Source organism: Streptomyces sp. NBC_00414, from assembly GCF_036038375.1.
Lineage (GTDB): Bacteria > Actinomycetota > Actinomycetes > Streptomycetales > Streptomycetaceae > Streptomyces.
Map to the genome: position 1 here is coordinate 3300954 of NZ_CP107935.1, position 25890 is coordinate 3326843.

General features: G+C 68.7%; 22 protein-coding genes and 5 tRNA genes. 12 read left to right on the forward strand and 15 right to left on the reverse strand.

Annotated features, from left to right (window positions below; genetic code table 11):
• Positions 1–72 precede the first annotated feature (72 nt).
• The 3 genes from OHS59_RS14020 to leuC form a co-directional block, all read right to left on the reverse strand.
• Positions 73–303 carry a hypothetical protein gene (locus OHS59_RS14020; protein WP_328493737.1) on the reverse strand — a complete coding sequence of 77 codons (231 nt, stop codon included), beginning with the start codon at positions 301–303 and terminating at the stop codon, positions 73–75.
• Positions 304–569: 266 nt separating this feature from the next.
• Positions 570–1163 carry a 3-isopropylmalate dehydratase small subunit gene (gene leuD, locus OHS59_RS14025; protein WP_328493738.1) on the reverse strand — a complete coding sequence of 198 codons (594 nt, stop codon included), beginning with the start codon at positions 1161–1163 and terminating at the stop codon, positions 570–572.
• Positions 1164–1168: 5 nt separating this feature from the next.
• Entirely contained in the window at positions 1169–2599 is a 1431-nt protein-coding gene (leuC, locus tag OHS59_RS14030) for a 3-isopropylmalate dehydratase large subunit (protein ID WP_328493739.1), read from the reverse strand.
• A 190-nt stretch (positions 2600–2789) separates the two neighbouring features.
• Between leuC and ndgR the strand changes: the two genes are divergently transcribed.
• Positions 2790–3506 carry an IclR family transcriptional regulator NdgR gene (ndgR, locus tag OHS59_RS14035; RefSeq protein ID WP_328493740.1) on the forward strand — a complete coding sequence of 239 codons (717 nt, stop codon included), beginning with the start codon at positions 2790–2792 and terminating at the stop codon, positions 3504–3506.
• A 150-nt stretch (positions 3507–3656) separates the two neighbouring features.
• Here the strand turns inward: ndgR and OHS59_RS14040 are convergent.
• The 9 genes from OHS59_RS14040 to OHS59_RS14080 all read right to left on the reverse strand — a co-directional run bounded on the left by OHS59_RS14040 (position 3657) and on the right by OHS59_RS14080 (position 7708).
• Positions 3657–3729, reverse strand: a tRNA-Glu gene (locus tag OHS59_RS14040).
• A gap of 20 nt (positions 3730–3749) precedes the next feature.
• Positions 3750–3821, reverse strand: a tRNA-Gln gene (locus OHS59_RS14045).
• 20 nt (positions 3822–3841) lie between these two features.
• Positions 3842–3914, reverse strand: a tRNA-Glu gene (locus OHS59_RS14050).
• Positions 3915–3976: 62 nt separating this feature from the next.
• Positions 3977–4049, reverse strand: a tRNA-Glu gene (locus OHS59_RS14055).
• A 42-nt stretch (positions 4050–4091) separates the two neighbouring features.
• Positions 4092–4163 (reverse strand) — tRNA-Gln (locus tag OHS59_RS14060).
• Between the two features lie 89 nt (positions 4164–4252).
• On the reverse strand, positions 4253–5020 hold the full coding sequence (locus OHS59_RS14065; RefSeq protein WP_328493741.1) for an HAD family hydrolase: 768 nt from the start codon (positions 5018–5020) through the stop codon (positions 4253–4255).
• A 94-nt stretch (positions 5021–5114) separates the two neighbouring features.
• On the reverse strand, positions 5115–6629 hold the full coding sequence (gene gltX / locus OHS59_RS14070; RefSeq protein WP_328493742.1) for a glutamate--tRNA ligase: 1515 nt from the start codon (positions 6627–6629) through the stop codon (positions 5115–5117).
• Positions 6622–7410: a fumarylacetoacetate hydrolase family protein gene (locus OHS59_RS14075; RefSeq protein WP_328493743.1), complete on the reverse strand. Its 789-nt coding sequence runs from the start codon at positions 7408–7410 to the stop codon at positions 6622–6624. The genes gltX and OHS59_RS14075 overlap by 8 nt, the downstream gene beginning before the upstream one ends.
• A gap of 109 nt (positions 7411–7519) precedes the next feature.
• Complete coding sequence (locus OHS59_RS14080) at positions 7520–7708, reverse strand: hypothetical protein (RefSeq protein WP_328493744.1); 189 nt, start codon at positions 7706–7708, stop codon at positions 7520–7522.
• A gap of 599 nt (positions 7709–8307) precedes the next feature.
• Here OHS59_RS14080 and OHS59_RS14085 point away from each other — a divergent pair.
• The 9 genes from OHS59_RS14085 (at position 8308) to OHS59_RS14125 (ending at position 22144) form a co-directional block, all read left to right on the forward strand.
• A complete protein-coding gene (locus OHS59_RS14085; RefSeq protein WP_328493745.1) occupies positions 8308–12111 on the forward strand; it encodes a nitrate- and nitrite sensing domain-containing protein in 3804 nt (1267 codons plus the stop codon).
• A 9-nt stretch (positions 12112–12120) separates the two neighbouring features.
• On the forward strand, positions 12121–12534 hold the full coding sequence (locus OHS59_RS14090; RefSeq protein WP_055520031.1) for a roadblock/LC7 domain-containing protein: 414 nt from the start codon (positions 12121–12123) through the stop codon (positions 12532–12534).
• A 102-nt stretch (positions 12535–12636) separates the two neighbouring features.
• A complete protein-coding gene (locus OHS59_RS14095; RefSeq protein ID WP_055520025.1) occupies positions 12637–13035 on the forward strand; it encodes a DUF742 domain-containing protein in 399 nt (132 codons plus the stop codon).
• A complete protein-coding gene (locus OHS59_RS14100) occupies positions 13016–13591 on the forward strand; it encodes a GTP-binding protein (RefSeq protein ID WP_055520027.1) in 576 nt (191 codons plus the stop codon). Before OHS59_RS14095 ends, OHS59_RS14100 begins: the two co-directional genes overlap by 20 nt.
• Before the next feature lie 374 nt (positions 13592–13965).
• Positions 13966–17262, forward strand: a complete 3297-nt coding sequence (locus OHS59_RS14105) for a sensor histidine kinase (protein WP_328493746.1) — start codon at positions 13966–13968, stop codon at positions 17260–17262.
• A gap of 10 nt (positions 17263–17272) precedes the next feature.
• Positions 17273–17686 carry a roadblock/LC7 domain-containing protein gene (locus tag OHS59_RS14110; RefSeq protein WP_033321188.1) on the forward strand — a complete coding sequence of 138 codons (414 nt, stop codon included), beginning with the start codon at positions 17273–17275 and terminating at the stop codon, positions 17684–17686.
• Positions 17687–17778: 92 nt separating this feature from the next.
• Positions 17779–18360 (forward strand): DUF742 domain-containing protein, encoded by a 582-nt coding sequence (locus OHS59_RS14115; RefSeq protein WP_267027418.1) that lies wholly within the window; start codon positions 17779–17781, stop codon positions 18358–18360.
• The gene (locus OHS59_RS14120) at positions 18341–18922 is read left to right on the forward strand and encodes a GTP-binding protein (RefSeq protein ID WP_006375305.1); all 582 of its coding nucleotides are present in this window, start codon (positions 18341–18343) and stop codon (positions 18920–18922) included. The genes OHS59_RS14115 and OHS59_RS14120 overlap by 20 nt, the downstream gene beginning before the upstream one ends.
• Before the next feature lie 117 nt (positions 18923–19039).
• Positions 19040–22144 carry an NACHT domain-containing protein gene (locus OHS59_RS14125; protein ID WP_328493747.1) on the forward strand — a complete coding sequence of 1035 codons (3105 nt, stop codon included), beginning with the start codon at positions 19040–19042 and terminating at the stop codon, positions 22142–22144.
• Between the two features lie 29 nt (positions 22145–22173).
• Here the strand turns inward: OHS59_RS14125 and OHS59_RS14130 are convergent, their stop codons facing one another.
• Positions 22174–22716, reverse strand: coding sequence for an ATP-binding protein (locus tag OHS59_RS14130; RefSeq protein WP_328493748.1), 543 nt, complete (start codon positions 22714–22716; stop codon positions 22174–22176).
• 169 nt (positions 22717–22885) lie between these two features.
• Here OHS59_RS14130 and OHS59_RS14135 point away from each other — a divergent pair, with 169 nt between their 5' ends.
• Positions 22886–23740, forward strand: a complete 855-nt coding sequence (locus tag OHS59_RS14135; protein WP_328493749.1) for a helix-turn-helix domain-containing protein — start codon at positions 22886–22888, stop codon at positions 23738–23740.
• Positions 23741–23752: 12 nt separating this feature from the next.
• On the forward strand, positions 23753–23938 hold the full coding sequence (locus OHS59_RS14140; protein ID WP_328493750.1) for a DUF397 domain-containing protein: 186 nt from the start codon (positions 23753–23755) through the stop codon (positions 23936–23938).
• A gap of 64 nt (positions 23939–24002) precedes the next feature.
• Here OHS59_RS14140 and OHS59_RS14145 read toward each other — a convergent pair whose 3' ends face one another.
• Together OHS59_RS14145 and OHS59_RS14150 are read right to left on the reverse strand one after the other, a co-directional pair.
• Positions 24003–24200 carry an acyl-CoA carboxylase subunit epsilon gene (locus OHS59_RS14145; RefSeq protein WP_328493751.1) on the reverse strand — a complete coding sequence of 66 codons (198 nt, stop codon included), beginning with the start codon at positions 24198–24200 and terminating at the stop codon, positions 24003–24005.
• A 61-nt stretch (positions 24201–24261) separates the two neighbouring features.
• Positions 24262–25854: an acyl-CoA carboxylase subunit beta gene (locus OHS59_RS14150; RefSeq protein WP_328493752.1), complete on the reverse strand. Its 1593-nt coding sequence runs from the start codon at positions 25852–25854 to the stop codon at positions 24262–24264.
• Positions 25855–25890: the final 36 nt, after the last annotated feature.

A 25890-nucleotide genomic window follows, 5' to 3' on the forward strand; every position in this document is an offset into this window, starting at 1 on the left:
TACCGCAAATCAAACACGAAACGGGCTAATCACCCTTGTGCCGCAACGAACTGGGACTGTCGCCCAAGTTCCTCAGCGTTCCTCTTCGGGGATTCGGCCCTCGTCGAGGTCCGTCGTGAACCGCTCCAGACGCCTTGTCGCATCGGCGAGATCGTGTTTGGCCACGGCCGTAATGACCAGCAGCTTCCGGGTCAGCGCCATCCGTACGCCCTCCGGGACTTGCAGTGCGCGCACCGTTGTGTGCGCTTCCTTGAGTTGGGACGCGACTGCCGCATAGAGGTCGAGTTGGCCGTCGTGTTCCATGCACAGATTGTGCCATCTGGGGCGAGTTGTCGCCTGCGCAGGGGGTAACTACCGCCTCCCGACGGCCTCCCACGCGCCTCTCCACAAGGCTCTGCGGGGTCTCGGCTACCCCATCAAAGACCCTTGAAACAAGGGCAGTTGAGGCCAATCACAAAGGCCGGAACCCCTCTTCCGGAACCGCACACAGATGTACCCCCAACCGTCCACGATTGGGGGTACAGAGGCCTGTTGCGTGGCTGGAATCAGCCCTGCGGGTTCGGCTCCGGTCAGACCTGAACGGTCCGCGGCTTGTAGGAGGGCCGCTTGGACTCGAACGTGGAGATGTCCGCCTCGTTCTGGAGGGTGATGGAGATGTCGTCCAGCCCGTTCAGCAGCCGCCAGCGGGCGTTCTCGTCGAGCTCGAAGGCGGCCGTGATGCCCTCGGCGCGCACCTCACGGGCCTCCAGGTCGACGGTGACCTCGGCCTCGGGGTCCTTCTCGGTGAGCTCCCAGAGCGCGTCCACGATCTTCTGCTCCAGAACCACTGTGAGCAGGCCGTTCTTGAGAGAGTTGCCACGGAAGATGTCCGCGAAGCGGGACGAGATGACGGCCTTGAAGCCGTAGTTCTGCAGGGCCCACACGGCGTGCTCGCGCGAGGAGCCGGTGCCGAAGTCGGATCCCGCGATCAGGACCGTGGCGCCCGTGCGCTCGCTCTGGTTGAGGATGAAGGACGAGTCCTTGCGCCAGGCCTCGAAGAGCCCGTCCTCGAAACCGTCCCTGGTCACCTTCTTGAGCCAGTGGGCGGGGATGATCTGGTCGGTGTCCACGTTGCTGCGGCGCAGCGGGACGGCCCGGCCGGTGTGCTTGGTGAATGCTTCCATGGCTCTCAGACTCCAGCGGGCGTGCGAACGTCGGCGTCGGACAGGTCGGCGGGGGAGGCCAGATGGCCCAGTACCGCCGTGGCCGCGGCGACCTGCGGCGACACCAGGTGCGTACGGCCGCCCTTGCCCTGCCTGCCCTCGAAGTTGCGGTTGGAGGTGGACGCGGAGCGCTCGCCGGGTGCCAGCTGGTCGGGGTTCATGCCCAGACACATCGAGCAGCCCGCGTGCCGCCATTCGGCGCCGGCCTCCTTGAAGACCAGGTCCAGGCCCTCGGAGACGGCCTGCAGACCGACGCGCGCGGAGCCGGGAACCACCAGCATCCGTACGCCGTCGGCGACTTTGCGGCCCCCGACGATCGCGGCGGCGGCGCGCAGGTCCTCGATACGGCCGTTGGTGCACGAACCTACGAAGACGGTGTCCACCTTGATGTCCCGCAGCGGCTGTCCGGCGGTCAACCCCATGTATTCCAGGGCCTTTTCGGCGGCGTGGCGCTCCGAAGCGTCTTCGTACGAAGCCGGGTCGGGGACGGCCGCCGAAAGCGGTGCTCCCTGGCCGGGGTTGGTGCCCCAGGTGACGAACGGCGCGAGGGAGGCGGCGTCGATGACGACCTCCGCGTCGAATTCCGCGTCGTCGTCGGACTTCAGGGTCTTCCAGTACGCGACGGCGGCGTCCCAGTCCTCGCCCTGGGGGGCGTGGGCGCGGCCCTCGATGTACTCGAAGGTGGTCTCGTCGGGGGCGATCATGCCCGCGCGGGCGCCGGCCTCGATCGACATGTTGCAGATGGTCATGCGGGCCTCCATCGAGAGCTTCTCGATGGCGGAGCCGCGGTATTCCAGGATGTAGCCCTGGCCGCCGCCGGTACCGATCTTGGTGATGATCGCCAGGATCAGGTCCTTGGCCGTGACGTCCTCGGGCAGTTCGCCGTCGACCGTGATGGCCATGGTCCTGGGGCGGGCCAGCGGCAGTGTCTGGGTGGCCAGCACGTGCTCCACCTGGGAGGTGCCGATGCCGAACGCCAGCGCGCCGAAGGCGCCGTGCGTGGAGGTGTGGGAGTCACCGCACACGACCGTGGTGCCGGGCTGGGTCAGGCCCAGCTGCGGGCCCACGACGTGGACGACACCCTGCTCGACGTCGCCCAGCGAGTGCAGCCGCACGCCGAAGTCGGCGCAGTTCTTGCGCAGCGTCTCCAGCTGGGCCCGGGAGACCGGATCCGCGATGGGCTTGTCGATGTCGAGGGTGGGGGTGTTGTGGTCCTCGGTCGCGATGGTGAGGTCGAGACGACGCACGGGGCGCCCCGCCTGACGGAGGCCGTCGAAGGCCTGGGGGCTGGTCACCTCGTGCAGCAGGTGCAGATCGATGAAGAGAAGGTCGGGCTCGCCCTCAGCGCGCCGGACGACGTGGTCGTCCCAGACCTTCTCCGCGAGTGTCCTACCCATCGCTTTCCCTCCGGCCGGCCTGTGAGGCGCCGGCCCAACTAGAGATTTCCGAGGCGGCGGGCGCCCGTACCCCCGGTACCGGACGTCTTCCGCCAGGCCCGTCGGTCCACGGGCCGTGTATGTATCAGGGTGGCGCGTTCCACCGAAAATTGAACTTGCGTTTCACAGAGTGAGACGCGAGTATCGTTTCATGGACAACAGTAGCGGCGTCGGCGTTCTGGACAAGGCAGCCCTTGTCCTGAGCGCACTGGAGTCCGGTCCGGCCACCCTCGCGGGACTGGTCGCGGCGACCGGACTGGCACGACCCACGGCACATCGCCTCGCCGTGGCACTTGAACACCACCGGATGGTGGCGCGTGACATGCAGGGCCGTTTCATTCTCGGCCCCCGGCTGGCCGAGCTGGCCGCGGCCGCGGGCGAGGACCGCCTCCTCGCGACGGCGGGGCCGGTGCTCACGCACCTGCGCGACATCACGGGCGAGAGCGCGCAGCTCTACCGCCGCCAGGGCGACATGCGTATCTGCGTCGCCGCGGCGGAGCGCCTGTCGGGCCTGCGGGACACGGTCCCGGTCGGCTCGACCCTCACCATGAAAGCCGGCTCCTCGGCCCAGATCCTGATGGCCTGGGAGGAGCCGGAGCGTCTGCACCGCGGCCTCCAGGGCGCCCGCTTCACGGCGACGGCCCTGTCGGGGGTACGGCGCCGGGGCTGGGCCCAGTCGATCGGTGAGCGGGAGCCGGGCGTCGCGTCCGTCTCCGCGCCGGTGCGCGGGCCCTCGAACCGCGTGGTCGCCGCCGTCTCGGTGTCGGGGCCGATCGAGCGGCTGACGCGCCACCCGGGCCGGATGCACGCCCAGGCGATCATCGACGCGGCCTCGCGTCTGTCGGAAGCCCTGCGCCGCACCAGCTGAGACCGTCCGTCGACTCCCCTGCCGATCGCTTCAACGCCGCAGCGAACGGCCAGGGTTGATGTCCTCACTCGATGCCCTCGGCACTCGATGCCCGCAAGGCGCGCAACACGAAGAAGCCCTCCCCTGGACGGGGAGGGCTTCTTCGATGTGTACCCCCGACCGGATTCGAACCGGCGCTACTGCCGTGAGAGGGCAGCGTGCTAGGCCGCTACACAACGGGGGCGAGGATCACGAGTGATCCAGCTGGGCTACCAGGACTCGAACCTAGAACAACGGAACCAGAAACCGTCGTGTTGCCAATTACACCATAGCCCAATGATGGTCTAGACCACCTGTACCCCCGACCGGATTCGAACCGGCGCTACTGCCGTGAGAGGGCAGCGTGCTAGGCCGCTACACAACGGGGGCCCTAGCGATCCTGCATGAGAGTCAGCGGGTGCGACCCGGACTGACCCCCTGGGAAGGATCTGTACCCCCGACCGGATTCGAACCGGCGCTACCGCCTTGAGAGGGCGGCGTGCTAGGCCGCTACACAACGGGGGCCTTGCAGAGCTGGTCTCTGCTTGTGCAGATAAGCTCTGCGAGCTGGCCTACCAGGACTCGAACCTAGACTAACGGAACCAGAAACCGTCGTGCTGCCAATTACACCATAGGCCACTGAAACTCAACCCCATGGGGTTTTTGTTTTAGCTTGCGCCTCCGGCCTGTGACCTTTCGGCCCGCACTCCGGCGGCGCAGGAAGAACATTACCTGAAGGTGGACGGCGCTCCAAAACGGGTATCGGGCCGGAGGATCGCGGGGAGTTCGGCCAGCGAGACGATGCGGCGCGGGCGGGAGAGCGGACGCACCGGCGGGCCCGCCTCGGCGTCCGGACCGGGGGGTGTGACGGTGCCCGTGCCGGTGCGGTCGATCCAGACGGAGAACAGGCCCGCGTCGGCCGCGCCCCGCCCGTCGATCTCCGGATGGTCCCCGACGTACGCGACCTGGTGCGGTGGCAGTTCCAGCGCCTCGCAGGCCGTGTGGAAGGCCTCCGCCGCGGGCTTGGAGACGCCCAGTTCGGCCGCGCACAGCACCGATTCGAAGCGCTCCCGCACGCCGAGTACGCGCAGCTTGTGGTCCTGGACACGGAGGCTGGAGTTGGAGAGCACCGCGTGGCGGTGGCTGCCCGCCAGGAGGTCGAGGACGGGCAGGACGTCCGGGAACAGCGCCCAGGCCCGCTCGTAGTGGCTCAGGTACCGGACGAACCAGCCCTCCGCCTCCGCGTCGGTGAGGGGCCGGTCCAGGAACGCCCGGACCCGGTCCCGGCGGCCACCCTCCCAGTCCACCTGCCCCGCCGCGAACCTCGCCCACTGCTCGTCGGTGAGCTCGCGCCAGCGGCCGAGGGCCTGCTCGACGGAGGCGTACTCGTCGAGCAGGCCCTCGGCGGCGAGATGTCCGCGCATTCCGGCGCGGTCCGCCGTGGTGTAGTCGAAGATCGTGTCGTCCACGTCCCACAGCACGGCTCGGATCGTCATGCCCCGACGGTACCTCCGGCGCCGCTCCCGGCGGACGTGGGAAGGGGCGGCATCCGCTGCGGATGCCGCCCCTCGTCCGTCTCCCGCGTATCGCCTACGCGGTCAGCTTCGCCAGCGCCGCGTCGATGCGGGCCAGCGACTTCTCCTTGCCCAGGATCTCCAGGGACTCGAAGAGGGGCAGGCCGATCGTGCGGCCGGTGACGGCGACGCGGACCGGGGCCTGCGCCTTGCCCAGCTTGAGGCCGTGGGCCTCGCCGGCCGCGAGCACGGCCTCCTTGAGGGACTCGGCGGAGGTCCAGTCGGCGGCGTCGAGCTTCTCGCGGGCCGTCGCGAGCAGGGCGTCGGAGCCCTCCTTCATCGCCTTGGTCCAGGACGCCTCGTCGACGGCCGGCTCCGGCAGGAACAGGAAGTCGACGTTGTCGGTGATCTCGGAGAGCACCTTGAGGCGGGTCTGGGCGTGCGGGGCGATCGCGTCCCACTTGGCCGCGTCGAAGTCCTCCGGCGCCCAGGGCGCGAAGGGTGCCTTCAGCCAGGGGGCGCAGCGCTCGGCGAACTCCTTCACGTCGAGCAGCCGGATGTGGTCCGCGTTGATGGCCTCGGCCTTCTTGAGGTCGAAGCGGGCCGGGTTGGGGTTGACGTCCGTGACGTCGAAGGCGGCGACCATCTCCTCGATGGTGAAGATGTCGCGGTCCGCCGAGAGCGACCAGCCCAGCAGGGACAGGTAGTTCAGCAGGCCCTCCGGGAGGAAGCCGCGCTCCCGGTAGAGGTTCAGCGACGACTCGGGGTCGCGCTTGGAGAGCTTCTTGTTGCCCTCGCCCATCACGTACGGGAGGTGGCCGAAGGCCGGGGTCTCCTTGGCGATGCCCAGCTCGGTGAGCGCCTTGTAGAGGGCGATCTGGCGGGGGGTGGAGGAGAGCAGGTCCTCGCCGCGCAGGACGTGCGTGATCTCCATCAGCGCGTCGTCGACCGGGTTGACCAGCGTGTAGAGCGGGGCGCCGTTGGCGCGGACGATGCCGTAGTCCGGCACGTTCTCCGGGAGGTACGTGATCTCCCCGCGGACCAGGTCCGTGAAGGTGATCGGCTCGTCGGGCATACGGAAACGCACGATGGGTGTGCGGCCCTCCGCCTCGTACGCGCTCTTCTGCTCGGCGCTCAGGTCGCGGCAGTGGCCGTCGTAGCCGGACGGCTTGCCGACGGCGCGGGCCGCGTCGCGGCGGGCGTCCAGCTCCGGCGTCGAGCAGTAGCAGTGGTAGGCGCGGCCCGCGTCCAGGAGCTTGTCGGCGACGTCCTTGTAGAGGTCCATGCGCTGCGACTGGCGGTACGGCGCGTGGGGGCCGCCGATCTCGGGGCCCTCGTCCCAGTCGAAGCCCAGCCAGCGCAGCGAGTCCAGGAGCTGCTCGTACGACTCCTCGGAGTCGCGGGCCGCGTCGGTGTCCTCGATGCGGAAGACGAACGTGCCGCCGGTGTGGCGGGCGTACGCCCAGTTGAAGAGGGCCGTGCGGACCAGGCCCACGTGGGGGTTGCCGGTCGGGGACGGACAGAAACGTACGCGTGGGGGCACCCCCTGTCCGAGCGGAGTCGAGGACTTGGGGGAGTTCGCGTTAGCCACGCTTGATCACCTTGTTGGTGAGAGTGCCGATGCCTTCGATGGTGACGGCGACCTCGTCGCCGACACTGAGCGGGCCGACCCCCGCGGGGGTGCCCGTGAGGATGACGTCGCCGGGGAGCAGCGTCATGGCCTCGGTGATGTTGACGATCAGATCCTCGATGGAGTGGATCATCTCGCTGGTGCGGCCCAGCTGGCGCTGTTGGCCGTTGACCGTGCACTGGATGGTGAGGTCGGACGGGTCGAGGTCCGTCTCCACCCAGGGGCCGAGGGGGCAGGAGGAGTCGAAGCCCTTGGCCCTGGCCCACTGCTTCTCGCGCCGCTGGACGTCGCGCGCGGTGACGTCGTTGGCGCAGGTGTAGCCGAGGATCACGTCCTTGACGCGTTCGCGCGGCACCTCACGGCACATCCGGCCGATGACCACGGCCAGCTCGGCCTCGTGGTGCAGCTCCTCGGAGAAGGAGGGGTACGCGATGTCGTCGCCGGAGCCGATCACCGAGGTGGAGGGCTTGAAGAAGGCGAACGGGGCGTCGGGCACCTCGCCGCCCATCTCCTTGGCGTGCTCCGCGTAGTTGCGGCCGAAGGCCACGACCTTGTTGGGGAGCACGGGCGGCAGGAGCCGGACCTTGCTCAGCGGGACCTTGGTCCCGGAGAGCTCGAAGTCCGCGAACGGGATGCCCTTGATGATGTCGAGCACGAGGCCGTCGGTCGATCCAGGAGGGCTCTCGCCCTCGACCGCACCGAACGCGACGTTGCCGTCGATGGAGAACCTGGCGATGCGCACGGTGTCCTTGCGCCCCTCACTGAGCTGGCCGGAGTCTGACGCTCCAGGCTAACGCGGCAAGGGGCGGGCGCCTCGCGCACGGCGGGCCGTGGGCCCGCCGGGAGGGTGCCTACTCGGTGACCGCCGCCGCGACCGGTACGTCCATCAGGATCGTGCGCCGGGGGTTGGCGGTCTGCGCGGGGAGCTCGACGGCGTGCCCCTGCCGCTCCGGCGTGCGCAACTCCTCGGCGTCGTCGAGGTGCGCCAGGGTGGTGCGTCGCGGGTTGGCTATGTTGAGGAACGTCATCGTCGTCTTCATCTGGGGTTACAGGCCCTGTTCCATAGTGGCGCCGACCGGTTCGTGAACCGTCACGTAGGCGCGGGTTGTCGGATTTGCCATCCCTGTAAAGCGTCAGGCTAAACATGCGCTTCCCCGTCGAAGCTGTGAAGACGACGTGATCGTCGTGTGAGTTTCCTCACTTACCCCTGGGCATTTAGGTCAATCCGGACTCCCAACTTCAAGCACCTAAACGGACATTGCACCACGGAAGACATCATTCCGCTCCTGATCATGGCGACTGGGACACCGCTTACTCACGAAGGTCTCGTCCCTATGTGTCCGTTATGGATGAGGTCACTTTCTACGTCTCGTAACGCTGCCCTCACAACGCGTCACGGAGGTCACAGCATGACTCATGGGCCTTGTTGGAGATCCGGCACTGTGCTGGAATTCCTCGGACCGCCGCAGGAACGACCCGGCGCGCAGGGGCGCAACGCAGCGCCGAGTGGCGGCGGGAAAGGGGAACCTGCGCCGGTCACTCACGACCACCATGGGAGCGCATTCAGGGCGCTCCCAAGACGCCGACACCGTCCCGCCGTTCACGCGGAGGGGCGCCTGGTCCAGAGGTTGCGACGCTAGTGCAGGGACGTTTCAAGAGGGATGGCAGCGCTTCGGCGGAGCCGGAGCCGCAAGGCGGGACTGGCCCCAGGGCAGTCGGCTCCTCGCCCCAGCACGCCCAGAACCCGGGACCGGCGCAGGCCGGCAACAGCGGTGACCGCTCCACGCGGCCCGGTGCGCCCAAGGGCGCCCAGGGCAAGGGCGGTCCGAGCGCGGGGAACGGTGCTCCCGGCGCCGCGTCCACCGCGCCCCCCAAGGCGAAGGCCCCCGAGGGGCCCGGCTCGCGAATAGCCCTGCGCAACTGGCGCATCTCCACGCGTCTGGTCTCGCTGCTCGCGCTGCCCGTGGTCGCCGCCACCTCGCTGGGCGCGCTGCGCATCAGCGACACCATGGACGAGATCCAGCAGCTTGAGAACATGAAGCTGCTGACCGACATGACGAAGCAGGCGACCCAGCTCGCCACCGCGCTCCAGGAGGAGCGCGACAAGACGGCCGGTCCGCTCTCCAACGGCACCAAGGCCAGCGACGTCTCGATCAAGGGCCTGCGCGACAAGACGGACCGCGCCCGTGCCGCCTTCCTGGAAGGCACCCACGAGCTCGACGACGCGGACAACAACGCGAACCTCGACGGCGTCCGCGACAACGTGGTGGCCATCGCCACCCAGCTGAACACTCTGAGCAAGGTCCGCAACAGCGCCTTCCTGGACGACGACAACTCGTCCCAGTCGGTCGAGGCGTACCACCGGCTCATCGAGCAGCTGCTCGGCCTCTCCCAGGACATGGCCGAGGCGACCAGCAACCCGGAGATGATCCAGCGCACGCGCGCCCTGGCGGCGTTCTCCACCGCCAAGGAGTACGCGTCGATCCAGCGCGCGGTCATCGCCGCGGCCCTGCCGGCCACGGACAAGACGGTCGGCGAGCTCTCGCCGAACGACCGGCAGTACGGTCTCGCCGCCTTCGAGAACCAGCGGTTCGAGCTCACCAGCTTCGCCAACATCTACGAGGGCAACGCGGGGCAGCTCACCAAGCCCCTCGACGACCCGAACCCGACCATCAAGGACGCCGACGGCTATCTGGGCCGCGTGCTCCCGCGCAACAACGGTCTGCAGCTGCAGGCCAAGCGCTCCTACCTGGACTGGGTCGACGCCTCCTCCTCCAGGTACCAGGAGATGTCGAAGATCGAGCTGACGCTCCTCAACCAGATGGAGCAGAAGGCCCGCGAGCTGCGCAACGAGGCCGAGCAGGAAGCGATCATCTCCGGTGCGCTGATCCTGCTGGTGCTCGGTGTCTCGCTGGTCGGCGCGTTCGTGGTGGCCCGCTCGATGATCCGCTCGCTGCGCCGGCTGCAGGACACGGCGACGAAGGTCGCCCAGGACCGGCTGCCCGAGCTGGTCCGGCAGCTGTCGGAGTCGGACCCGCAGGACGTCGACACCTCCGTCGAGTCCGTCGGTGTGCACTCCAAGGACGAGATCGGCCAGGTCGCCGCGGCCTTCGACGACGTGCACCGCGAGGCGGTCCGGCTCGCCTCCGAGCAGGCCATGCTGCGGGGCAACGTCAACGCGATGTTCACCAACCTCTCGCGCCGTTCCCAGGGCCTCATCCAGCGTCAGCTCTCGCTCATCTCCGAACTGGAGTCCCGCGAGGCCGACCCGGACCAGCTGTCCTCCCTCTTCAAGCTCGACCACCTCGCGACCCGCATGCGCCGTAACGGTGAGAACCTCCTGGTCCTCGCCGGTGAAGAGCCCGGCCGACGCTGGACCCGCCCGGTCCCGCTGGTCGACGTTCTCCGCGCCGCCGCGTCCGAGGTGGAGCAGTACGAGCGCATCGAACTCTCCTCGGTGCCCACCACCGAGGTCGCCGGACGCGTGGTCAACGACCTCGTGCACCTGCTCGCCGAGCTGCTGGAGAACGCCACCTCGTTCTCCTCCCCGCAGACCAAGGTCAAGGTCACCGGTCACGCGCTGCCCGACGGCCGCGTACTGATCGAGATCCACGACACCGGCATCGGCCTCTCGCCCGAGGACCTCGCGGCGATCAACGAGCGGCTCGCCTCGCCGCCCACCGTGGACGTCTCGGTCTCCCGCCGCATGGGTCTGTTCGTGGTCGGCCGACTGTCGCAGAGGCACGGCATCCGCATCCAGCTGCGCCCGTCCGACTCCGGTGGCACGACCGCGCTGGTCATGCTCCCGGTCGATGTCGCCCAGGGCGGCAAGAAGGTTCCGGGCAACAAGCAGAACCAGGGTGCCCCGGCCGTCGGCGGTCCGGCGGCGGCGCAGGCCGCGGCCGGTGTCGCGGCGGCCCGCCGGGGCGGTGCCGGAGGCGGTCCCGCCCTCGGCGCCGGTGCTCCGGGCGGTGGCAACGGCGGCCGGCTGAACCCGCCGCCGCAGCGTGGCCAGGTCGGAGCGGGTACCGCGCCGCGGGCCGCGCTGCCCAGGCCCGAAGCCGGCGGGCGTCCGGGCGGACCGGGTGCGCCGGGCGGCGGCAACCGCAACCCGCAGTCTCCGCAGCAGCCCCCGTATCCCCCGCAGGGCAGGCCGGCACCCGCAGGCGCCGGTGCCCAGCAGAGCTTCAACGGCTTCGGGAACAACTCCGGCGGCCAGCAGGACCTGTTCGGCGGCGGTCGCCAGGACACCACGGGCGGCAACCGCGGCCCCGGTTCCTCGCAGCAGCCCCAGCAGCGGCCCGCAGGCAACGAGCAGGGCCGTCGCCCCCAGCAGCAGTCTCCGCAGCTGCCGCCCCGCGGCGGTCCGCGCGCCGAGCTGCCGGGCGGCAACCCGCAGCCGCGGGTGCCCAGCTGGAGCGACGACAACGCGCAGCCGCCGGTGCCGCGTTCCCCGCAGGACGCCCCGCGCGGCCACGAGGAGCCGGACGTCACCTCGCAGATGCCGCGGATCGACGACCGGCAGGGTGGACCCGCGTCCACCGCCGAGTTCCAGCGGCCCGACTACGACGCCCCGCGCCCCGGTACGAACGCGCCGCAGGGCAACGGGCAGTCGCAGGGCGGCGGACAGTTCGTCCGCCCGGACGTGTTCGGTGCGGGGCAGAACCCGCAGGCGGGCGGCCAGTACAACCGCCAGGACCCGGCGCAGTACGCCCCGAACGGCTACGAGACCGGCACCAACGGTCAGTACCCGGCGCCTGCCCAGCAGGACACCGGGCAGTACCCGGCGCAGGGTTACGGCGAGCGGCAGGACGGTGGCACCGGGCAGTACGAGCGGCCCGCCAACGGCAACCGCCCCTCGCAGCAGCGTCCGCAGTCGCGTCGCCGTCCCACGCTCCCCCAGGAGCCGGACAACAGGGCCGCGAACCAGCGGCCCGACGAGGTGCGGGCGTCGAACGACGGCTGGGAACTGCCGCCGGCGACGAGTCCCGGCGACGGGCGCACTCCGCTGTACGACACCCTGGAAACCAACTGGTTCAACCAGGCTCAGGGCGGCGACGGCGCCCAGAACGAGCAGGCACCGCAGCAGCCGGCACAGGCTGCCGCCGCCGCACCGCAGCGTCCGGCACCCGCCGGCGCTTCCGCCTCCTCCTGGCGGACCACCCCCAATGACGAACTCGGCCGTCAGGCCGAGCGGGTACGCCAGCCCTCCGCGGGTGGCGTGACCGTCTCGGGTCTGCCGCGCCGGGTCCCCCGCGCGAACCTTGTCGCGGGAACGGCTCAGCAGCAGCAACAGCACCAAACCGGTCCGCAGGTCTCGCGCGCGCCTGATGACGTACGCGGCCGGCTGACCAATCTTCGTAGGGGCATTCAGCAGGGCCGTCAGGCCGGTACCGGCCAGACCGGCAGCTTCCCCAGCCCCACTCACCAGCAGGAGCGTTAGTTGAGCCAGATGAGCCAGGCGGCACAGAACCTCAACTGGTTGATCACCAACTTCGTTGACAACACCCCCGGGGTGTCCCACACCGTCGTCGTTTCAGCCGACGGACTCCTTCTGGCAATGTCCGAGGGCTTCCCGCGCGACCGCGCCGACCAGCTCGCGGCCGTTGCCTCCGGACTCACGTCCTTGACCGCCGGCGCCTCACGCATCTTCGAGGGCGGCACGGTGGCCCAGACCGTCGTAGAGATGGAACGGGGTTTCCTTTTCCTGATGTCCATTTCGGATGGGTCGTCCCTCGCGGTCCTGTCCCACCCGGACTGCGACATCGGCCTCGTCGGATACGAGATGGCTCTGCTTGTGGACCGTGCGGGCGCAGTGCTCACACCGGATCTGCGGGCAGAGCTCCAGGGCAGCCTGCTCCACTAGCAAGGTTCTACCGAATGTAGGAAAAACCGTCCGGCCGCCCTCCCCCCACCGGCCCCGTCAGACGGCACGACTGACCGACTTGCTGTCCCGCCCGGAGGATCCATGACCCCGCCCACCGCTTCTCATGATCCGTACGCTCATTCGTACGAGGATGAGGGCGACCAGCCGCTGGTACGTCCGTACGCGATGACCGGCGGCCGGACCCGGCCGCGCTACCAGCTCGCCATAGAGGCACTGATCAGCACCACGGCCGATCCGGCAGCGCTCATGGGGCTGCTCCCCGAGCACCAGCGGATCTGCCACCTCTGCCGTGAAGTGAAGTCGGTGGCCGAGGTGTCGGCTCTGCTCTCCATGCCCCTGGGCGTGGCACGGATTCTTGTCGCGGACCTCGCGGAAGCCGGGCTCGTCGCCATCCACCAGCCGGGTGGCGACGAAAGCAATGGTGGCGCCCCGGCCGTGACACTGCTCGAAAGGGTGCTCAGTGGACTTCGCAAGCTCTGACGGAGGGCGGGCGACCACCTCCGCGAAGATCGTTGTGGCGGGTGGCTTCGGCGTCGGCAAGACCACGTTCGTGGGTGCCGTCTCGGAGATCAACCCGCTGCGCACCGAGGCCGTGATGACGTCCGCTTCGGCCGGCATCGACGACCTCACCCACACCGGGGACAAGACCACCACCACGGTGGCCATGGACTTCGGCCGTATCACCCTGGACCAGGACCTGATCCTGTACCTCTTCGGTACACCCGGTCAGGACCGCTTCTGGTTCATGTGGGACGACCTCGTACGCGGCGCGATCGGCGCCGTCGTGCTGGTCGACACCCGCCGCCTGGCCGACTGCTTCCCGGCGGTCGACTACTTCGAGAACAGCGGACTGCCGTTCGTCATCGCCCTCAACGGCTTCGACGGACACCAGCCCTACACTCCCGAAGAGGTTCGCGAGGCTCTGCAGATCGGGCCCGACGCCCCGATCATCACGACGGACGCCCGCCATCGTTCGGACGCCAAGAGTGCTCTGATCACGCTGGTCGAGCACGCCTTGATGGCGCGCCTGCGGTAGGGCCCGCCCGGAGGACCATGTCCTGCCATTCAAGTCGGCAACACCGTACGCAAGTTGTCGTAGACGCATTGGAGCCGGCTGTGTCGTTTGACACGGTCGGCCTCAGTGTTCATAACGTTTCGACAGAGATATCGAGTGGTGCCGCCACGCGTCGCGGTCGTCTGATGCCGCTGTGCTCACAAAAGCCCCGCCTTTTGGCGGGGCTCGTTCTTTATGACCGTTTTATCTGCAGCCTACATCACCCGGAATCTTCGGTTCCGAGTGTTTGGACGAGCACACACTGACGTGCTGGAATGCCAGAACTGCCCAGTAGTAAGGGCCGGAAAGACACACGCGGCACGACGAAGGTGCCGAGCCGAGAGGTTGTTGGTCGAGTGAGGCGAAGCAAGAACGGTCCCGAGCCGTCGGCACGGGGCAACTTCACCCCGCCGCCGCGCGGAGCGGCTCCCGCACATGTGCCCGGCTCGGAGCCGACGGCCGCACCCCCGCCCAGCGGGGGCCGTTTCTCTCCGCGCAACTGGCGAGTACCGACCAGGCTGAACGCGATCCTGCTCATACCCGTGGTGGTCGGCCTCGTCATGGGCGGCTTCCAGGTGAAGAGTTCGATCGACACCTGGCAGGAGGCCGAGGACGCGCAGAACACCGCGCGCCTGGTCCGCGCCGCCCTGACCTACGGCGACAAGCTGTACTCCGAGCGTGACATCACGGCCGCTCCCCTCCTGGAGGGGAAGGGCGCGAAGGACGCGACCGTCGTCAAGGCCCGTCGTGAGACGGACGCCGCGGCCGTCGCCTTCAACGAGGCCGCGAAGAGCATGCCGGCCAAGCCCGGTCTCGAACGCCGCCTCGGAATCTTCCGCAAGCAGGAGCCCAAGCTCGCCGCGCTGCGCGCGGCCGCCTACACCTCGAAGCTCAAGGGTGTGGAGACCGAAGAGGGCTACGTCAACATCCAGCACCCGCTGATGGAGTTCGCCAACGAACTCGGTCTGGGCACCGGAAACATCACCAGCTACGGCCGTACGGTCTACGCGATCTCCCTCTCCAAGGCCGCTCTCTCGCTCCAGCGCTCCATCGGCACGCATCTGCTGATCAAGCCGGGGCCGTCCGACGAGAGCCTGGCCAAGCAGCGCGTCGCGCTCACCTCGTACGCCTACCTCGAAGGCATCGCCATCGAGGAGTACATCGGCGGTGGTACCGACAGCGACGCCGCCAAGCTGGAGCAGGCCAAGAAGCAGATCCAGACCGACGGCGCGGCCCAGGCCAAGGAGGCCGCGGAGGCCGCCCAGGCCGCCGGGCGGACCTATGTCCCGCCGCCGTCCGGCGAGACCGCCATGGTCAGCGGTATCGGCGGCCTCACGACGACGGACGCCGGCGCCCGCGTCGCGCTCGCCGACAAGGGCATCACGGCCCAGAACTGGTGGGCGGTCAACACCGCCAAGTACAACGCCTACCGCACCATCGAGGCGGACCTCGGGGACAAGGCCGTGAGCGAGGCCTCGACCATCGCCTCCGACGCCAAGCGGGACGCCTTCATCACCGGTGCCGCCGTCGTCATCGCGCTGCTCGCCGCGTTCATCCTGGCCGGCATGGTGGCCCGCCAGATGAGCCGCGCGATGCGCCAGCTGCGCAACGCCGCCTTCGGTGTGGCCGAGCAGCGCCTGCCGATGCTGGTCGACCAGCTCTCGCGCACCGACCCGGGCCGGGTGGACACCCGCGTCCAGCCCATCCCGATCAACACCACGGACGAGATCGGCGAGGTCGCCCGTGCCTTCGACCAGGTCCACCGCGAGGCCGTACGACTGGCCGCCGAGCAGGCCCTCCTGCGAGGCAACATCAACGCGATCTTCACCAACCTGTCGCGCCGCAACCAGTCCCTGATCGAGGGCCAGCTGACCCTCATCACCGACCTGGAGAACAACGAGGCCGACCCGGACCAGCTGGAGAACCTCTTCCGCCTGGACCACCTGGCCACCCGTATGCGCCGCAACGGCGAGAACCTCCTGGTCCTCGCCGGTGAGGAGCCGGGCCGCCGCTGGGACCAGCCGGTCCCGCTGGTCGACGTGCTGCGCGCCGCCTCCTCCGAGGTGGAGCAGTACGAGCGCATCGAGCTGTCCGGTGTCCCGGAGGCCGAGATCCACGGCCGCGCCGTGACCGACCTCGTGCACCTGCTCGCCGAGCTCCTTGAGAACGCCACCACGTTCTCCTCCCCGCAGACCAAGGTCCGCGTCACCGCGACCCGGCTGCCGGACGGCCGCATCATGGTCGAGATCCACGACAAGGGCATCGGCCTCACCGCCGAGGACTTCGCGGACATCAACCACAAGCTGGCCAACCCGCCGACCGTGGACGCCGCGATCTCGCAGCGCATGGGCCTCTTCGTGGTCGGCCGGCTGTCCGACCGGCACGGCATCCGCGTCCAGCTGCGCCCCTCGGGCGAGCAGGCCGGCACGACCTCGCTCGTCATGCTCCCCGACGCGATCACCCACGGTGGCGGCGGCGACTACCAGGTGCAGCGCGACGACTTCACGGTCTCGCAGATCATCCCGGAGCACGAGCAGCCGCAGCAGCAGCCGCCGTTCCAGGGCGAGGAGTTCCAGAGCCCCCAGACGCCCCTGCGCACGGCCGCCGAACTGGGCTTCGACGACAGCCGCTACAACCCCGAGGTCCCGGACGACATACGCGAGCTGGACCCGGTGGGCCGCTCCCTCATGCGTGAGGAGCGCCGCGCGGCCCTGGAGGCCCAGACGCAGGGCCCCGAGGGCGAGGCGCCGTCCTTCCAGGGCGAGTTCGACCCCCAGCAGGCCTACGACAACGGCGGCCAGGGCTACGAGAACGGGCAGGCCGCGTTCGACAACGGCGCGGCCCCGTACGCCGAGACGCCCGCGTACGACCCGGAGACCCCGCAGACTCCGTACGAGGAGCAGCAGCAGACGTCGTACGACGAGACGTACTTCCCGCCGGTCGGCGGGTACCCGGAACCCGCCTATGCGGAGCAGGCACAGGACGAGCACCTGCCCGTCCAGGCGGCCGGGCAGGACACGTTCTCGCCCTACCAGGAGCAGTCCTACCAGGACGACTGGCCGCAGCAGGAGTCGTACCAGAACGGCTATCCGGCCGAGTACGCTCCCGAAGCGGAGTCCCCGCAGAACGCTGAGGCGGCGGCGCAGGACCGCGTAGGCTTCGATGCTCCGGGACCGGTCCCCTCCAGCGCCCCCGAGCTGACCGACGCGGGACTTCCGCGCCGCGGCACCACCGAAGCCGGACTTCCCCGCCGCGGAGCCACCGCGGTCGGCAAGCAGTCCACGGGCCAGGAGTCGTCGCCGGCTCCCTTCGCCAACAACGACACCAACGGAAACAGCGGCAACGGCACCGGCGGCAAGGGCGACTGGCGGTCGAACAACGACCAGATGTGGCACCGCGCCGAAGCGCTGAAGCAGCCCAAGGCGGGCGGGGTCACCTCCTCCGGCCTGCCACGGCGGGTACCCAAGGCCAACCTGGTCGAGGGCACCGCGGAATCGACCCCACAGGGCGGCCCCCAGGTCTCCCGCGCTCCCGAGGACGTCCGGGGCAGGCTGAGCAACCTGCGACGGGGCGTACAGCGGGGACGTGATGCAACCAGCGATACGAACGGTCAGGGCTTCGGCTCTGACAGCACCTACAACCAGGAGCGTTAGTGTGAGCCCGATGAGCCAGGCGGCACAGAACCTGAACTGGTTGATCACCAACTTCGTGGACAACACCCCCGGGGTGTCCCACACCGTGGTGGTCTCCGCCGACGGACTCCTTCTGGCGATGTCCGAAGGGTTCCCGCGTGACCGTGCCGACCAGTTGGCGGCCGTCGCGTCGGGCCTGACCTCACTGACCGCGGGCGCGTCCCGCATCTTCGAGGGCGGGAGCGTGAATCAGACGGTTGTGGAGATGGAGCGGGGATTCCTGTTCATCATGTCCATTTCCGACGGATCCTCCCTCGCCGTTCTCGCACATCCGGAAGCGGACATCGGTCTCGTTGGGTACGAGATGGCCCTTCTGGTCGATCGTGCCGGTACGGTCCTCACGCCGGATCTGCGTGCTGAGCTTCAGGGGAGCCTTCTCAACTAGCAGACAAGCGATGCGTTTTGGCGTCCCGTGGCCGTAAGGTTTCGGGACGCGGCTCCACATTGACGGGCCCGGCACATTCGGAGGAGGAGAAAGTGGCAACACCCCCAGGCGGTTCGTCTTCGGGCAACTGGTCCTACGGCCCCGGCCAGGGCCAGGGCGGCGACGGTTCGCCGAACCGGTACAACTTCCCCTCCGCACCGAGCCCGCGACGCCAGCAGCCGTACTCTCCCCAGGGTCCGGGTCCTTCACCGTACGACCAGCCGTCGGCGCCGCGCATCCAGCCCGTGCAGCCGCAACGGCGCTCGCCCGAACCGTCCCCCGCGGGAAGCGCCAGCAATCCGCTGGTACGCCCCTACGCCATGACGGGCGGCCGTACCAGGCCGCGATACCAGCTCGCCATCGAGGCGCTGGTGCACACCACCGCGCAGCCGCACCAGATGCAGGGGCAGCTGCCCGAGCATCAGCGCATCTGCAACCTCTGCCGGGAGATCAAGTCGGTGGCCGAAATCTCGGCCCTGCTGACGATCCCTCTCGGTGTGGCCAGGATCCTCGTCGCCGACTTGGCGGAAGCGGGCCTGGTCGCCATTCATCAGCCCGGCGGCGACGAGAACGCCGGCGGTCAGCCAGACGTGACTTTGCTCGAAAGGGTGCTCAGTGGACTTCGCAAGCTCTAGCGGAGGGCCTTCCCGCTCCACCACGTCCGCGAAGATCGTGGTGGCGGGCGGCTTCGGCGTGGGCAAGACCACGTTCGTCGGGGCCGTCTCGGAGATCAACCCGCTGCGCACGGAGGCCGTGATGACGTCCGCTTCGGCGGGCATCGACGACCTCACCCACACCGGGGACAAGACCACCACCACGGTGGCCATGGACTTCGGCCGTATCACCCTGGACCAGGACCTGATCCTGTACCTCTTCGGTACACCCGGTCAGGACCGCTTCTGGTTCATGTGGGACGACCTCGTACGCGGCGCGATCGGCGCGATCGTCCTCGTGGACACCCGCCGTCTCGCCGACTGCTTCCCGGCGGTCGACTACTTCGAGAACAGCGGACTGCCGTTCGTCATCGCCCTCAACGGCTTCGACGGCAGCCAGCCGTACAACCCGGACGAGGTCCGGGAGGCTTTGCAGATCGGCCCCGACACCCCGATCATCACGACGGACGCCCGCCACCGGGCGGACGCGAAGTCGGCGCTGATCACGCTGGTGGAGCACGCCTTGATGGCGCGCCTGCGCTAGCGCTCGCGCGCACTCGGCATATCTATTGCCTGAAGGGTGGTTACTCCTCATGGAGTAGCCACCCTTTGTCGTTGCCCCTGCCACAATTGACGCTCGTTGGTCTGGCAGGGGGCGGGGATGAGCGGCGCAGAGGTGGCGGCATTACGGCTGGGAACGACCGTGGCGAACACGGCGGCCCAGATGTGGCTGGGCGGCAAGCGGCGGGAACAGGAGCGTCGGCTGTCCCTGGATGAGCTGGTACGGGTGCGAGTGCCCGGCTTGCGGCTCCAGCGCAGTGTCAGCAGACAGTTCGAGGAGATGGCAGACGCGGCGGCCGCTCGCATGGAGCCTTTCCTGGTCCGCGAGTTCCGGGGGCTGGACGAGAGCGGCCGGGAAGCGGCGATCAACGGGGTGTGCGACACCTTCGCAGCGGCGGACCTGTCGGACGAGGCAGTCCTCGCCGCCGACGCCAACCCGGCGGAACTGATCCGCCGGATCACCCGGACGGTGCCGACACCGGTCGGCCTCAACGAGGCGGAGGAGCAGTTCTACCGGCTGCTCTTCACCGAATGCTGCCAGTACTACGTCAGCATCGTGCGGAGTCTGCCGGTGTTCGAGGAGAGGGCGCTCACCGAACTGCTGGAACGCGCCACGTCACTGGGCACCGATGTGGCGCGCATCCTGGAGCGACTGCCCGACCGTTCGTTGTTCGCACCAGAGGGCACCGACCAGGACGCGGGCTTCCGTCGTCTGTACATGGACCTGGTCAGCAACAACCTCGACGAGGTGGAGTTGTTCCGCCGCACGTCCGATCGCGCGGCGGCGCGGGTCCGGCTGTCTGTGGCGTACGTCAGTCTGCGGACCACGGGAGACGGCGGCACGCGCCGTACCGGCCGCCGCTCATCCCTTTTGCTCCGACCCGACATGAGCGACTGGGAGGAGCCCGGCACGGAGAGTTCGGGCATGCGGGTCGAGGCCGCGCTCGGCGGAGCGTCGCGGGTGTTGCTGCGAGGCGAAGCGGGTTCGGGCAAGACGACGCTGCTGCGATGGCTGGCCATCACGGCGGCACGCGGCGCCTTCACCACCGAACTGGCCGACTGGAACGGGCTCACACCCGTGTTCGTCAAGCTGCGCGAGTACAGCGGCCGTCCGCTGCCGAAGAAGCCCGAGGAGTTGCTGGACGGGGTCGCCGGAACCATCACCGGGGTCATGCCAAAAGCTTGGGTGGAGCGGCAGCTTGCCGACGGCAAGGTCCTGCTGCTGGTGGACGGCGTGGACGAGCTGCAGGGCAAGGAGCGACGCTCGGTACGGGAGTGGCTGCGCAGGCTGCTCGGGACGTACGGCGATATTCGGGTCGTGGTCACCTCGCGCCCGACCGCGGCCAGCGTGGACTGGCTGCGGTCGGAGGACTTCACGACCCTCCACCTCGACCGTATGACACCACCGGACCTGGCCGCCTTCGTACGGCGATGGCACCAGGCCGTACGCGAGCTGGGCGACGACCTGCCCTGCGCCGTGGACGAACTCCCCCGCTACGAGCAGTCCCTGCTGAACAGCCTCAAGGACCGGCCGCACCTCCCCTCCCTTGCGGGCACCCCGTTGCTCGCGGCCATGCTCTGCGCCATGCATCTGAACCGTGGCAGTCAGCTCCCGCGCGACCGGATGGAGCTGTACAAGAACGCTCTGGACACGCTCGTCCACGACCGTGACACGGAACGCAACGTCCCGAGCGCCGTCGACAGCAAGCTCAGTCTCGGCGACAAGCTGGTCATACTCCGGGATCTGGCCTGGCGGCTGTCGGACAACAACCGCAGCGAGATCAGCGTGGAGCAGGCCGCTGTCCACGTCGGCAGAAAGCTCACGGCGATGAGGCACCTGGACGTCCAGGACAGCCGTGCGGTCCTCGGGCAGCTTCTGGAGCGCTCCGGGCTACTCCGCGACCCCGCGCAGGGGCGCCTGGACTTCGTGCACCGGACGTTCCAGGAGTACCTGGCCGCTGAGGAGGCCGCGGAGGAGGACCGCATAGGCAACCTTGTCGAGCGTGCTCATCTCGACCTGTGGCGCGAGACGATCATCATGGCCGCCGGCCACGCCAACACCCGCCAGCAGGAGGAACTCCTGGGCGGCATCCTCGACCGGGCAGAGCGGGAACCCCGGCACGCGCGAGTATTGCGGCTGCTGGCGGCTGGCTGCCAGGAAACGCTGCCGTCGATCTCGGACGAGTTGGCCAAGCGCCTGGACGAGGCGGTGTCGGCGCTGCTGCCGGCTCGGCGGGAGACCGACCCGCCCGCACTCGCGGCGGTGGGGACGAGCCTCCTGCGAAGGCTGCCTCGCTCGCTGACGGAGCTGACGGAGAAGGCCGCGGTGCAGACTGTGCGGACGGTGGCGCTGATCGGGGGTGAGGAGGCGTTGTCGCTGCTGGCGGGGTATGTGGATGACAAACGCGAGGACACTCTCGCCGAACTCATCAGGGCTTGGGCATACTTCGATGCGGACGCCTATGCGGACCGGGTCCTGGCATCACTACCACTTAAGGGACGCGTCGTCAGCCTCACGCACGGCGGCCAGCGGGTAGCCGCGACTCGACTGCCTTCGATCACCAACCTGTCGATTGATTATCCGCTCGCAGAGCTCGCCGCCGTGGAACAGTTCCCACACCTTGATCGCCTCTGGGTGGAATCCCTCACCAGCGAGGGTGACATCTCGGTCCTCGCGGTTCATCCAGAACTGCGCGACCTCACGATTATGGGGTGGCAAGGACAGCTGCAGCGCCTCGAAACGTTGGAGAATCTGCAGAATCTTACGCACCTGCGTCTCGGACTCGGTGGTACGGCGCACATCGAAGGTCTACGACTTGGCCAAGCCGTGTCAGGCATCAGCTTGTTCGGGGTGAGCGAAACCACCGATCTAAGGATGTTGCACGGCTACTCCGGCATCTCGTACCTCTACCTGTCCGGCCACAGCACCTGCACGCTGCACGCCCGTATCGGACTAGCCACCATGTCCGGACTTGAGAGCTTAACGTTCAGCCGCTTCGACTTGAGCACCTGGCTGACGGTGAGTAAGCGCCTACCCTCTTCGCTGCAACAACTCACCGTTCGTAACTGCATCATGTCCGGCGACGCTGCCGCACTCAACGGTCTCGACTCCCTGGAGTCGGTCGAGATCGCCCATTGCCGCACCCCCGACGATCAGCCCATCACCGCTCTATATCTGCCAGGCGTGGACGTCAGCATCAGCTGACGCCCAACGCACGGCGGAACCGGTCACCATCAAGCAGCGAGCGTGGAGCCCACCGGCGGCGGCGCAGCAGGCAGGCTCAGCTCGAACCAGATCGTCTTACCGCCCGGCCCGAACTTTCCTTCTCCTATGGCGCATCCGCCCCACCGGTCGGCCACCGTGTCGAGGATGAGCAGCCCGCGTCCGGCCTCCGCGTGCGCCGCGATGTCCGTCCGCCGGGAGCCCGGTGCCGGAGGCAGGTCCGGGCTCATGTCCCAGACGCTGACCCGCAGTACGGGGCACAGCCACTGGAGCCGTACAGATGCGGGGCCCTGCGTGTGCCGGACGGAGTTGGTCGCCAGCTCCGAGGCGAGCAGCTCCGCGCGGTCCACGAGCGGGGTGAGGCCGTGGGCGTCGAGGACTGCCCGGAGGGTGACTCGGGCGATCCCTGGCCCTCTGGGGTCACGGGGGAAGTGCAGCTCGTAGCACCACGGAGCCGTGAAGGGCAGCGGCGGTGGGTGCGGGGTCCCTGACAGTGGGTCGAGGGCGGGGAGGAGAGAGGAGGCCGGGCCGGGGTGGTTCTGTTCGGTGTTCATGTGGCAGCTCCGAGGTGCGCGGTCGCGGTGGATCGTGAATGGCACGCGTCCGACGGTAAGGGACGAACGCATAACGGTGCTACCTAGTCACTCATAAGGGTTAGGTCTGCGAGCGACTGGACCGCGGGCATTCGCGTCGGCACACTGTGCGCGAACGAGGAGAGATTCCATGGCACCGCGACAGGCACCAACCATCCTTCAACGCCGCTTCGGCACCGAGCTGCGGCGGCTCCGCGAAGCGACGGGCATGTCCGCCCCGACGGCGGCGGAGCACCTCGGTACCGACCGCACAGTCATCTCCAATGTAGAGGCGGGCCGGTTCGGCATCAGCGAAGAACGCCTTCGACGGCTCGTCAGCATCTACGAGTGTGATGACCTCGCGCTCGTAGATGCTCTGGTCGAACTGACCGGCGGACGCAAGTCCGGTTGGTGGGAGGAGTACCGAGGCAAGATTCCGCCGAGCTTCCTCGATGTCTCCGCGCTCGAAAACTACGCCACGCGCCTGCGTACGGTTCAAATCGCCCATCTGCCGGGCCTGTTCCACACCGAGGACCACGCACGCGCCATCTTCGAGCTTCCGGCGCCACCCCTGCCGCGTCTGGAGGTCGAGCTACGAGTCGCGCACCGCATCGCCCGTCAGGCGGTGGTTACCGGAGACCACCCGATCCCCTACACGGGCGTGATTCACGAGGCCGCGGTCAGAATGCAGCTCGGAGGACGCGGCGTTGCCCGTGCGCAGCTGCAGTACCTTCTTGAAGCCGGCGACCGGCCGAACGTCACGCTGCGGGTGATTCCGTTCGCGGCCGGGGGCTTCCCGCTGCTCGGTGACTCGTCCGTCATGTACGCCGAGGCTCCGAACAGCCACCTGGACACTGTGCAGATGGACTCGCCCGCAGGAGCCGTCTTCATCGACTCCCCCGCACAGCTCGCCAACTTCCGAACACGACTGGACTTGGTCGAACAGGTGGCGTTGACTCCCTCCAAGTCGAGGGATTTCATCCGCACCGTCGCCAAAGAGCTGTAAGTGGGGTGTCACGTGTCCGGCCTGAACTGGGTCAAGTCCTCGTTCTCCGACGAGGGGGGCAACAACTGCGTCGAGGTCGCCGTCACCGAAGACGGCGCGGCCCTCCGCGAGAGTGACGAGCCCGGTCGAATACTGGCCCTGCCGCGTGAGGGGCTCTCCGCGCTGCTCGTGGCCATCAAGCAGACCCCCTCCCCCTGAGCGAAACGGCGATCGCCGGGCCCGCTCCTCGTGGAGCGGGCCCGGCGATCGGGTGAGCTGGGGGTCAGCCCTGCCAGGAGTGCGGGGCGCGGAAGCCCGGGGTGCGCTCCAGGCGGCGCCAGCCTGCCTTTGCGCGGCCTCGGTGGGCCGGGGCGGCGTCCGTCGGGGCGGCGGCCGCGCGGGCCAGGAGGATCGCCGTCACCGCGGCCAGTTCCTCGGGGCCGGCGTGGCCCTTCTCGACGCGGATATCAGGAATGTCCATAGGTGTCAGTCTCCGTGAGAGAGAGGTACGCGGGGTTGCCGCGATGGGTCCGCCCGGTTACTTACTGGGGCGGGTTTCCGTGCTTGCGGGAGGGCAGGTCCGCGTGCTTCGTGCGCAGCATCGCGAGGGAGCGGATGAGGATCTCGCGGGTTTCCACCGGGTCGATGACGTCGTCGACCAGGCCGCGCTCAGCCGCGTAGTAGGGGTGCATCAGCTCGGCCTTGTACTCCTTGACCATGCGGATCCGCATCGCCTCGGGGTCCTCCGCGTCCGCGATCTGGCGGCGGAAGATGACGTTCGCGGCGCCCTCCGCGCCCATCACGGCGATCTCGTTCGTCGGCCAGGCGTAGGTGAGGTCGGCGCCGATGGACTGGCTGTCCATGACGATGTAGGCGCCGCCGTAGGCCTTGCGCAGGATCAGGGAGATCCGCGGCACGGTCGCGTTGCAGTAGGCGTAGAGCAGCTTCGCGCCGTGGCGGATGATTCCGCCGTGCTCCTGGTCGACACCGGGCAGGAAGCCCGGGACATCCAGCAGCGTGATGATCGGGATGTTGAAAGCGTCGCACATCTGGACGAAACGCGCCGCTTTTTCCGACGCCTCGATGTCCAGCACGCCCGCCAGGGCCTGCGGCTGGTTGGCGACGATGCCCACGACCTGGCCGTCGAGCCGCGCCAGCGCGCAGATGATGTTGCGGGCCCAGCGCTCGTGGATCTCCAGGTAGTCGCCGTCGTCGACGAGCTCCTCGATGACCTTCGTCATGTCGTACGGGCGGCTGCCGTCCGCCGGGACCAGGTCCAGGAGCACGTCTGAGCGGCGGTCCGCCGGGTCCTCGGACTCGGTGGTCGGCGGGTTCTCGCGGTTGTTCTGCGGCAGCATCGACAGGAGGTAGCGGACCTCCGCGATGCAGGTCTCCTCGTCGTCGTACGCGAAGTGCGCGACGCCGCTCGTCTCGGCGTGGACGTCCGCGCCGCCGAGGCCGTTCTGGGTGATCTCCTCGCCGGTGACCGCCTTGACGACGTCCGGTCCGGTGATGAACATCTGCGAGGTCTCGCGGACCATGAACACGAAGTCCGTGAGGGCGGGGCTGTAGGCCGCGCCGCCCGCGCACGGGCCGAGCATGACCGAGATCTGCGGGATGACGCCGGAGGCGCGGGTGTTGCGCTGGAAGATGCCGCCGTAGCCGGCGAGGGCCGAGACACCCTCCTGGATGCGGGCGCCCGCACCGTCGTTGAGGGAGACCAGCGGCGCTCCGGCCGCGATGGCCATGTCCATGATCTTGTGGATCTTCGTGGCGTGGGCCTCGCCCAGCGCGCCGCCGAAGATACGGAAGTCGTGGGCGTAGACGAAGACCGTGCGGCCCTCGACCGTGCCCCAGCCGGTGATGACACCGTCCGTGTAGGGCCTCTTGGCCTCCAGGCCGAAGCCCGTCGCCCGGTGCCGCCGCAGCTGCTCGACCTCGTTGAACGAGCCTTCGTCCAGCAGCAGCTCGATCCGCTCCCGGGAGGTCAGCTTGCCCTTGGCGTGCTGCGCCGCGGTCGCCTTGTCGCTGGGTCCGCGAAGAGCCTCCGCACGGATCGCCTGCAGCTCGGCCACACGCCCACGCGCGTCCGTGGGTTCCCCGGCCAAGGATTCGGTCTCGTCCAAAACGGTCATGTAGTGACCTTACGAAGTCCACCAAGGAAAGCGGGC

Excerpts from the sequence above, each read along its gene's own strand:
- OHS59_RS14110 (WP_033321188.1), top strand. The coding sequence starts at position 17,273 with ATGAGCCAGGCGGCACAGAACCTGAACTGGTTGATCACCAACTTCGTG.
- OHS59_RS14090 (WP_055520031.1), top strand. The coding sequence starts at position 12,121 with ATGAGCCAGGCGGCACAGAACCTCAACTGGTTGATCACCAACTTCGTT.
- ndgR (WP_328493740.1), top strand. The coding sequence starts at position 2,790 with ATGGACAACAGTAGCGGCGTCGGCGTTCTGGACAAGGCAGCCCTTGTC.
- OHS59_RS14095 (WP_055520025.1), top strand. The coding sequence starts at position 12,637 with ATGACCCCGCCCACCGCTTCTCATGATCCGTACGCTCATTCGTACGAG.
- OHS59_RS14150 (WP_328493752.1), bottom strand. The coding sequence starts at position 25,854 with ATGACCGTTTTGGACGAGACCGAATCCTTGGCCGGGGAACCCACGGAC.
- OHS59_RS14065 (WP_328493741.1), bottom strand. The coding sequence starts at position 5,020 with ATGACGATCCGAGCCGTGCTGTGGGACGTGGACGACACGATCTTCGAC.
- OHS59_RS14125 (WP_328493747.1), top strand. The coding sequence starts at position 19,040 with ATGAGCGGCGCAGAGGTGGCGGCATTACGGCTGGGAACGACCGTGGCG.
- OHS59_RS14145 (WP_328493751.1), bottom strand. The coding sequence starts at position 24,200 with ATGGACATTCCTGATATCCGCGTCGAGAAGGGCCACGCCGGCCCCGAG.
- leuD (WP_328493738.1), bottom strand. The coding sequence starts at position 1,163 with ATGGAAGCATTCACCAAGCACACCGGCCGGGCCGTCCCGCTGCGCCGC.
- OHS59_RS14130 (WP_328493748.1), bottom strand. The coding sequence starts at position 22,716 with ATGAACACCGAACAGAACCACCCCGGCCCGGCCTCCTCTCTCCTCCCC.
- OHS59_RS14080 (WP_328493744.1), bottom strand. The coding sequence starts at position 7,708 with ATGAAGACGACGATGACGTTCCTCAACATAGCCAACCCGCGACGCACC.
- leuC (WP_328493739.1), bottom strand. The coding sequence starts at position 2,599 with ATGGGTAGGACACTCGCGGAGAAGGTCTGGGACGACCACGTCGTCCGG.
- OHS59_RS14020 (WP_328493737.1), bottom strand. The coding sequence starts at position 303 with ATGGAACACGACGGCCAACTCGACCTCTATGCGGCAGTCGCGTCCCAA.
- OHS59_RS14135 (WP_328493749.1), top strand. The coding sequence starts at position 22,886 with ATGGCACCGCGACAGGCACCAACCATCCTTCAACGCCGCTTCGGCACC.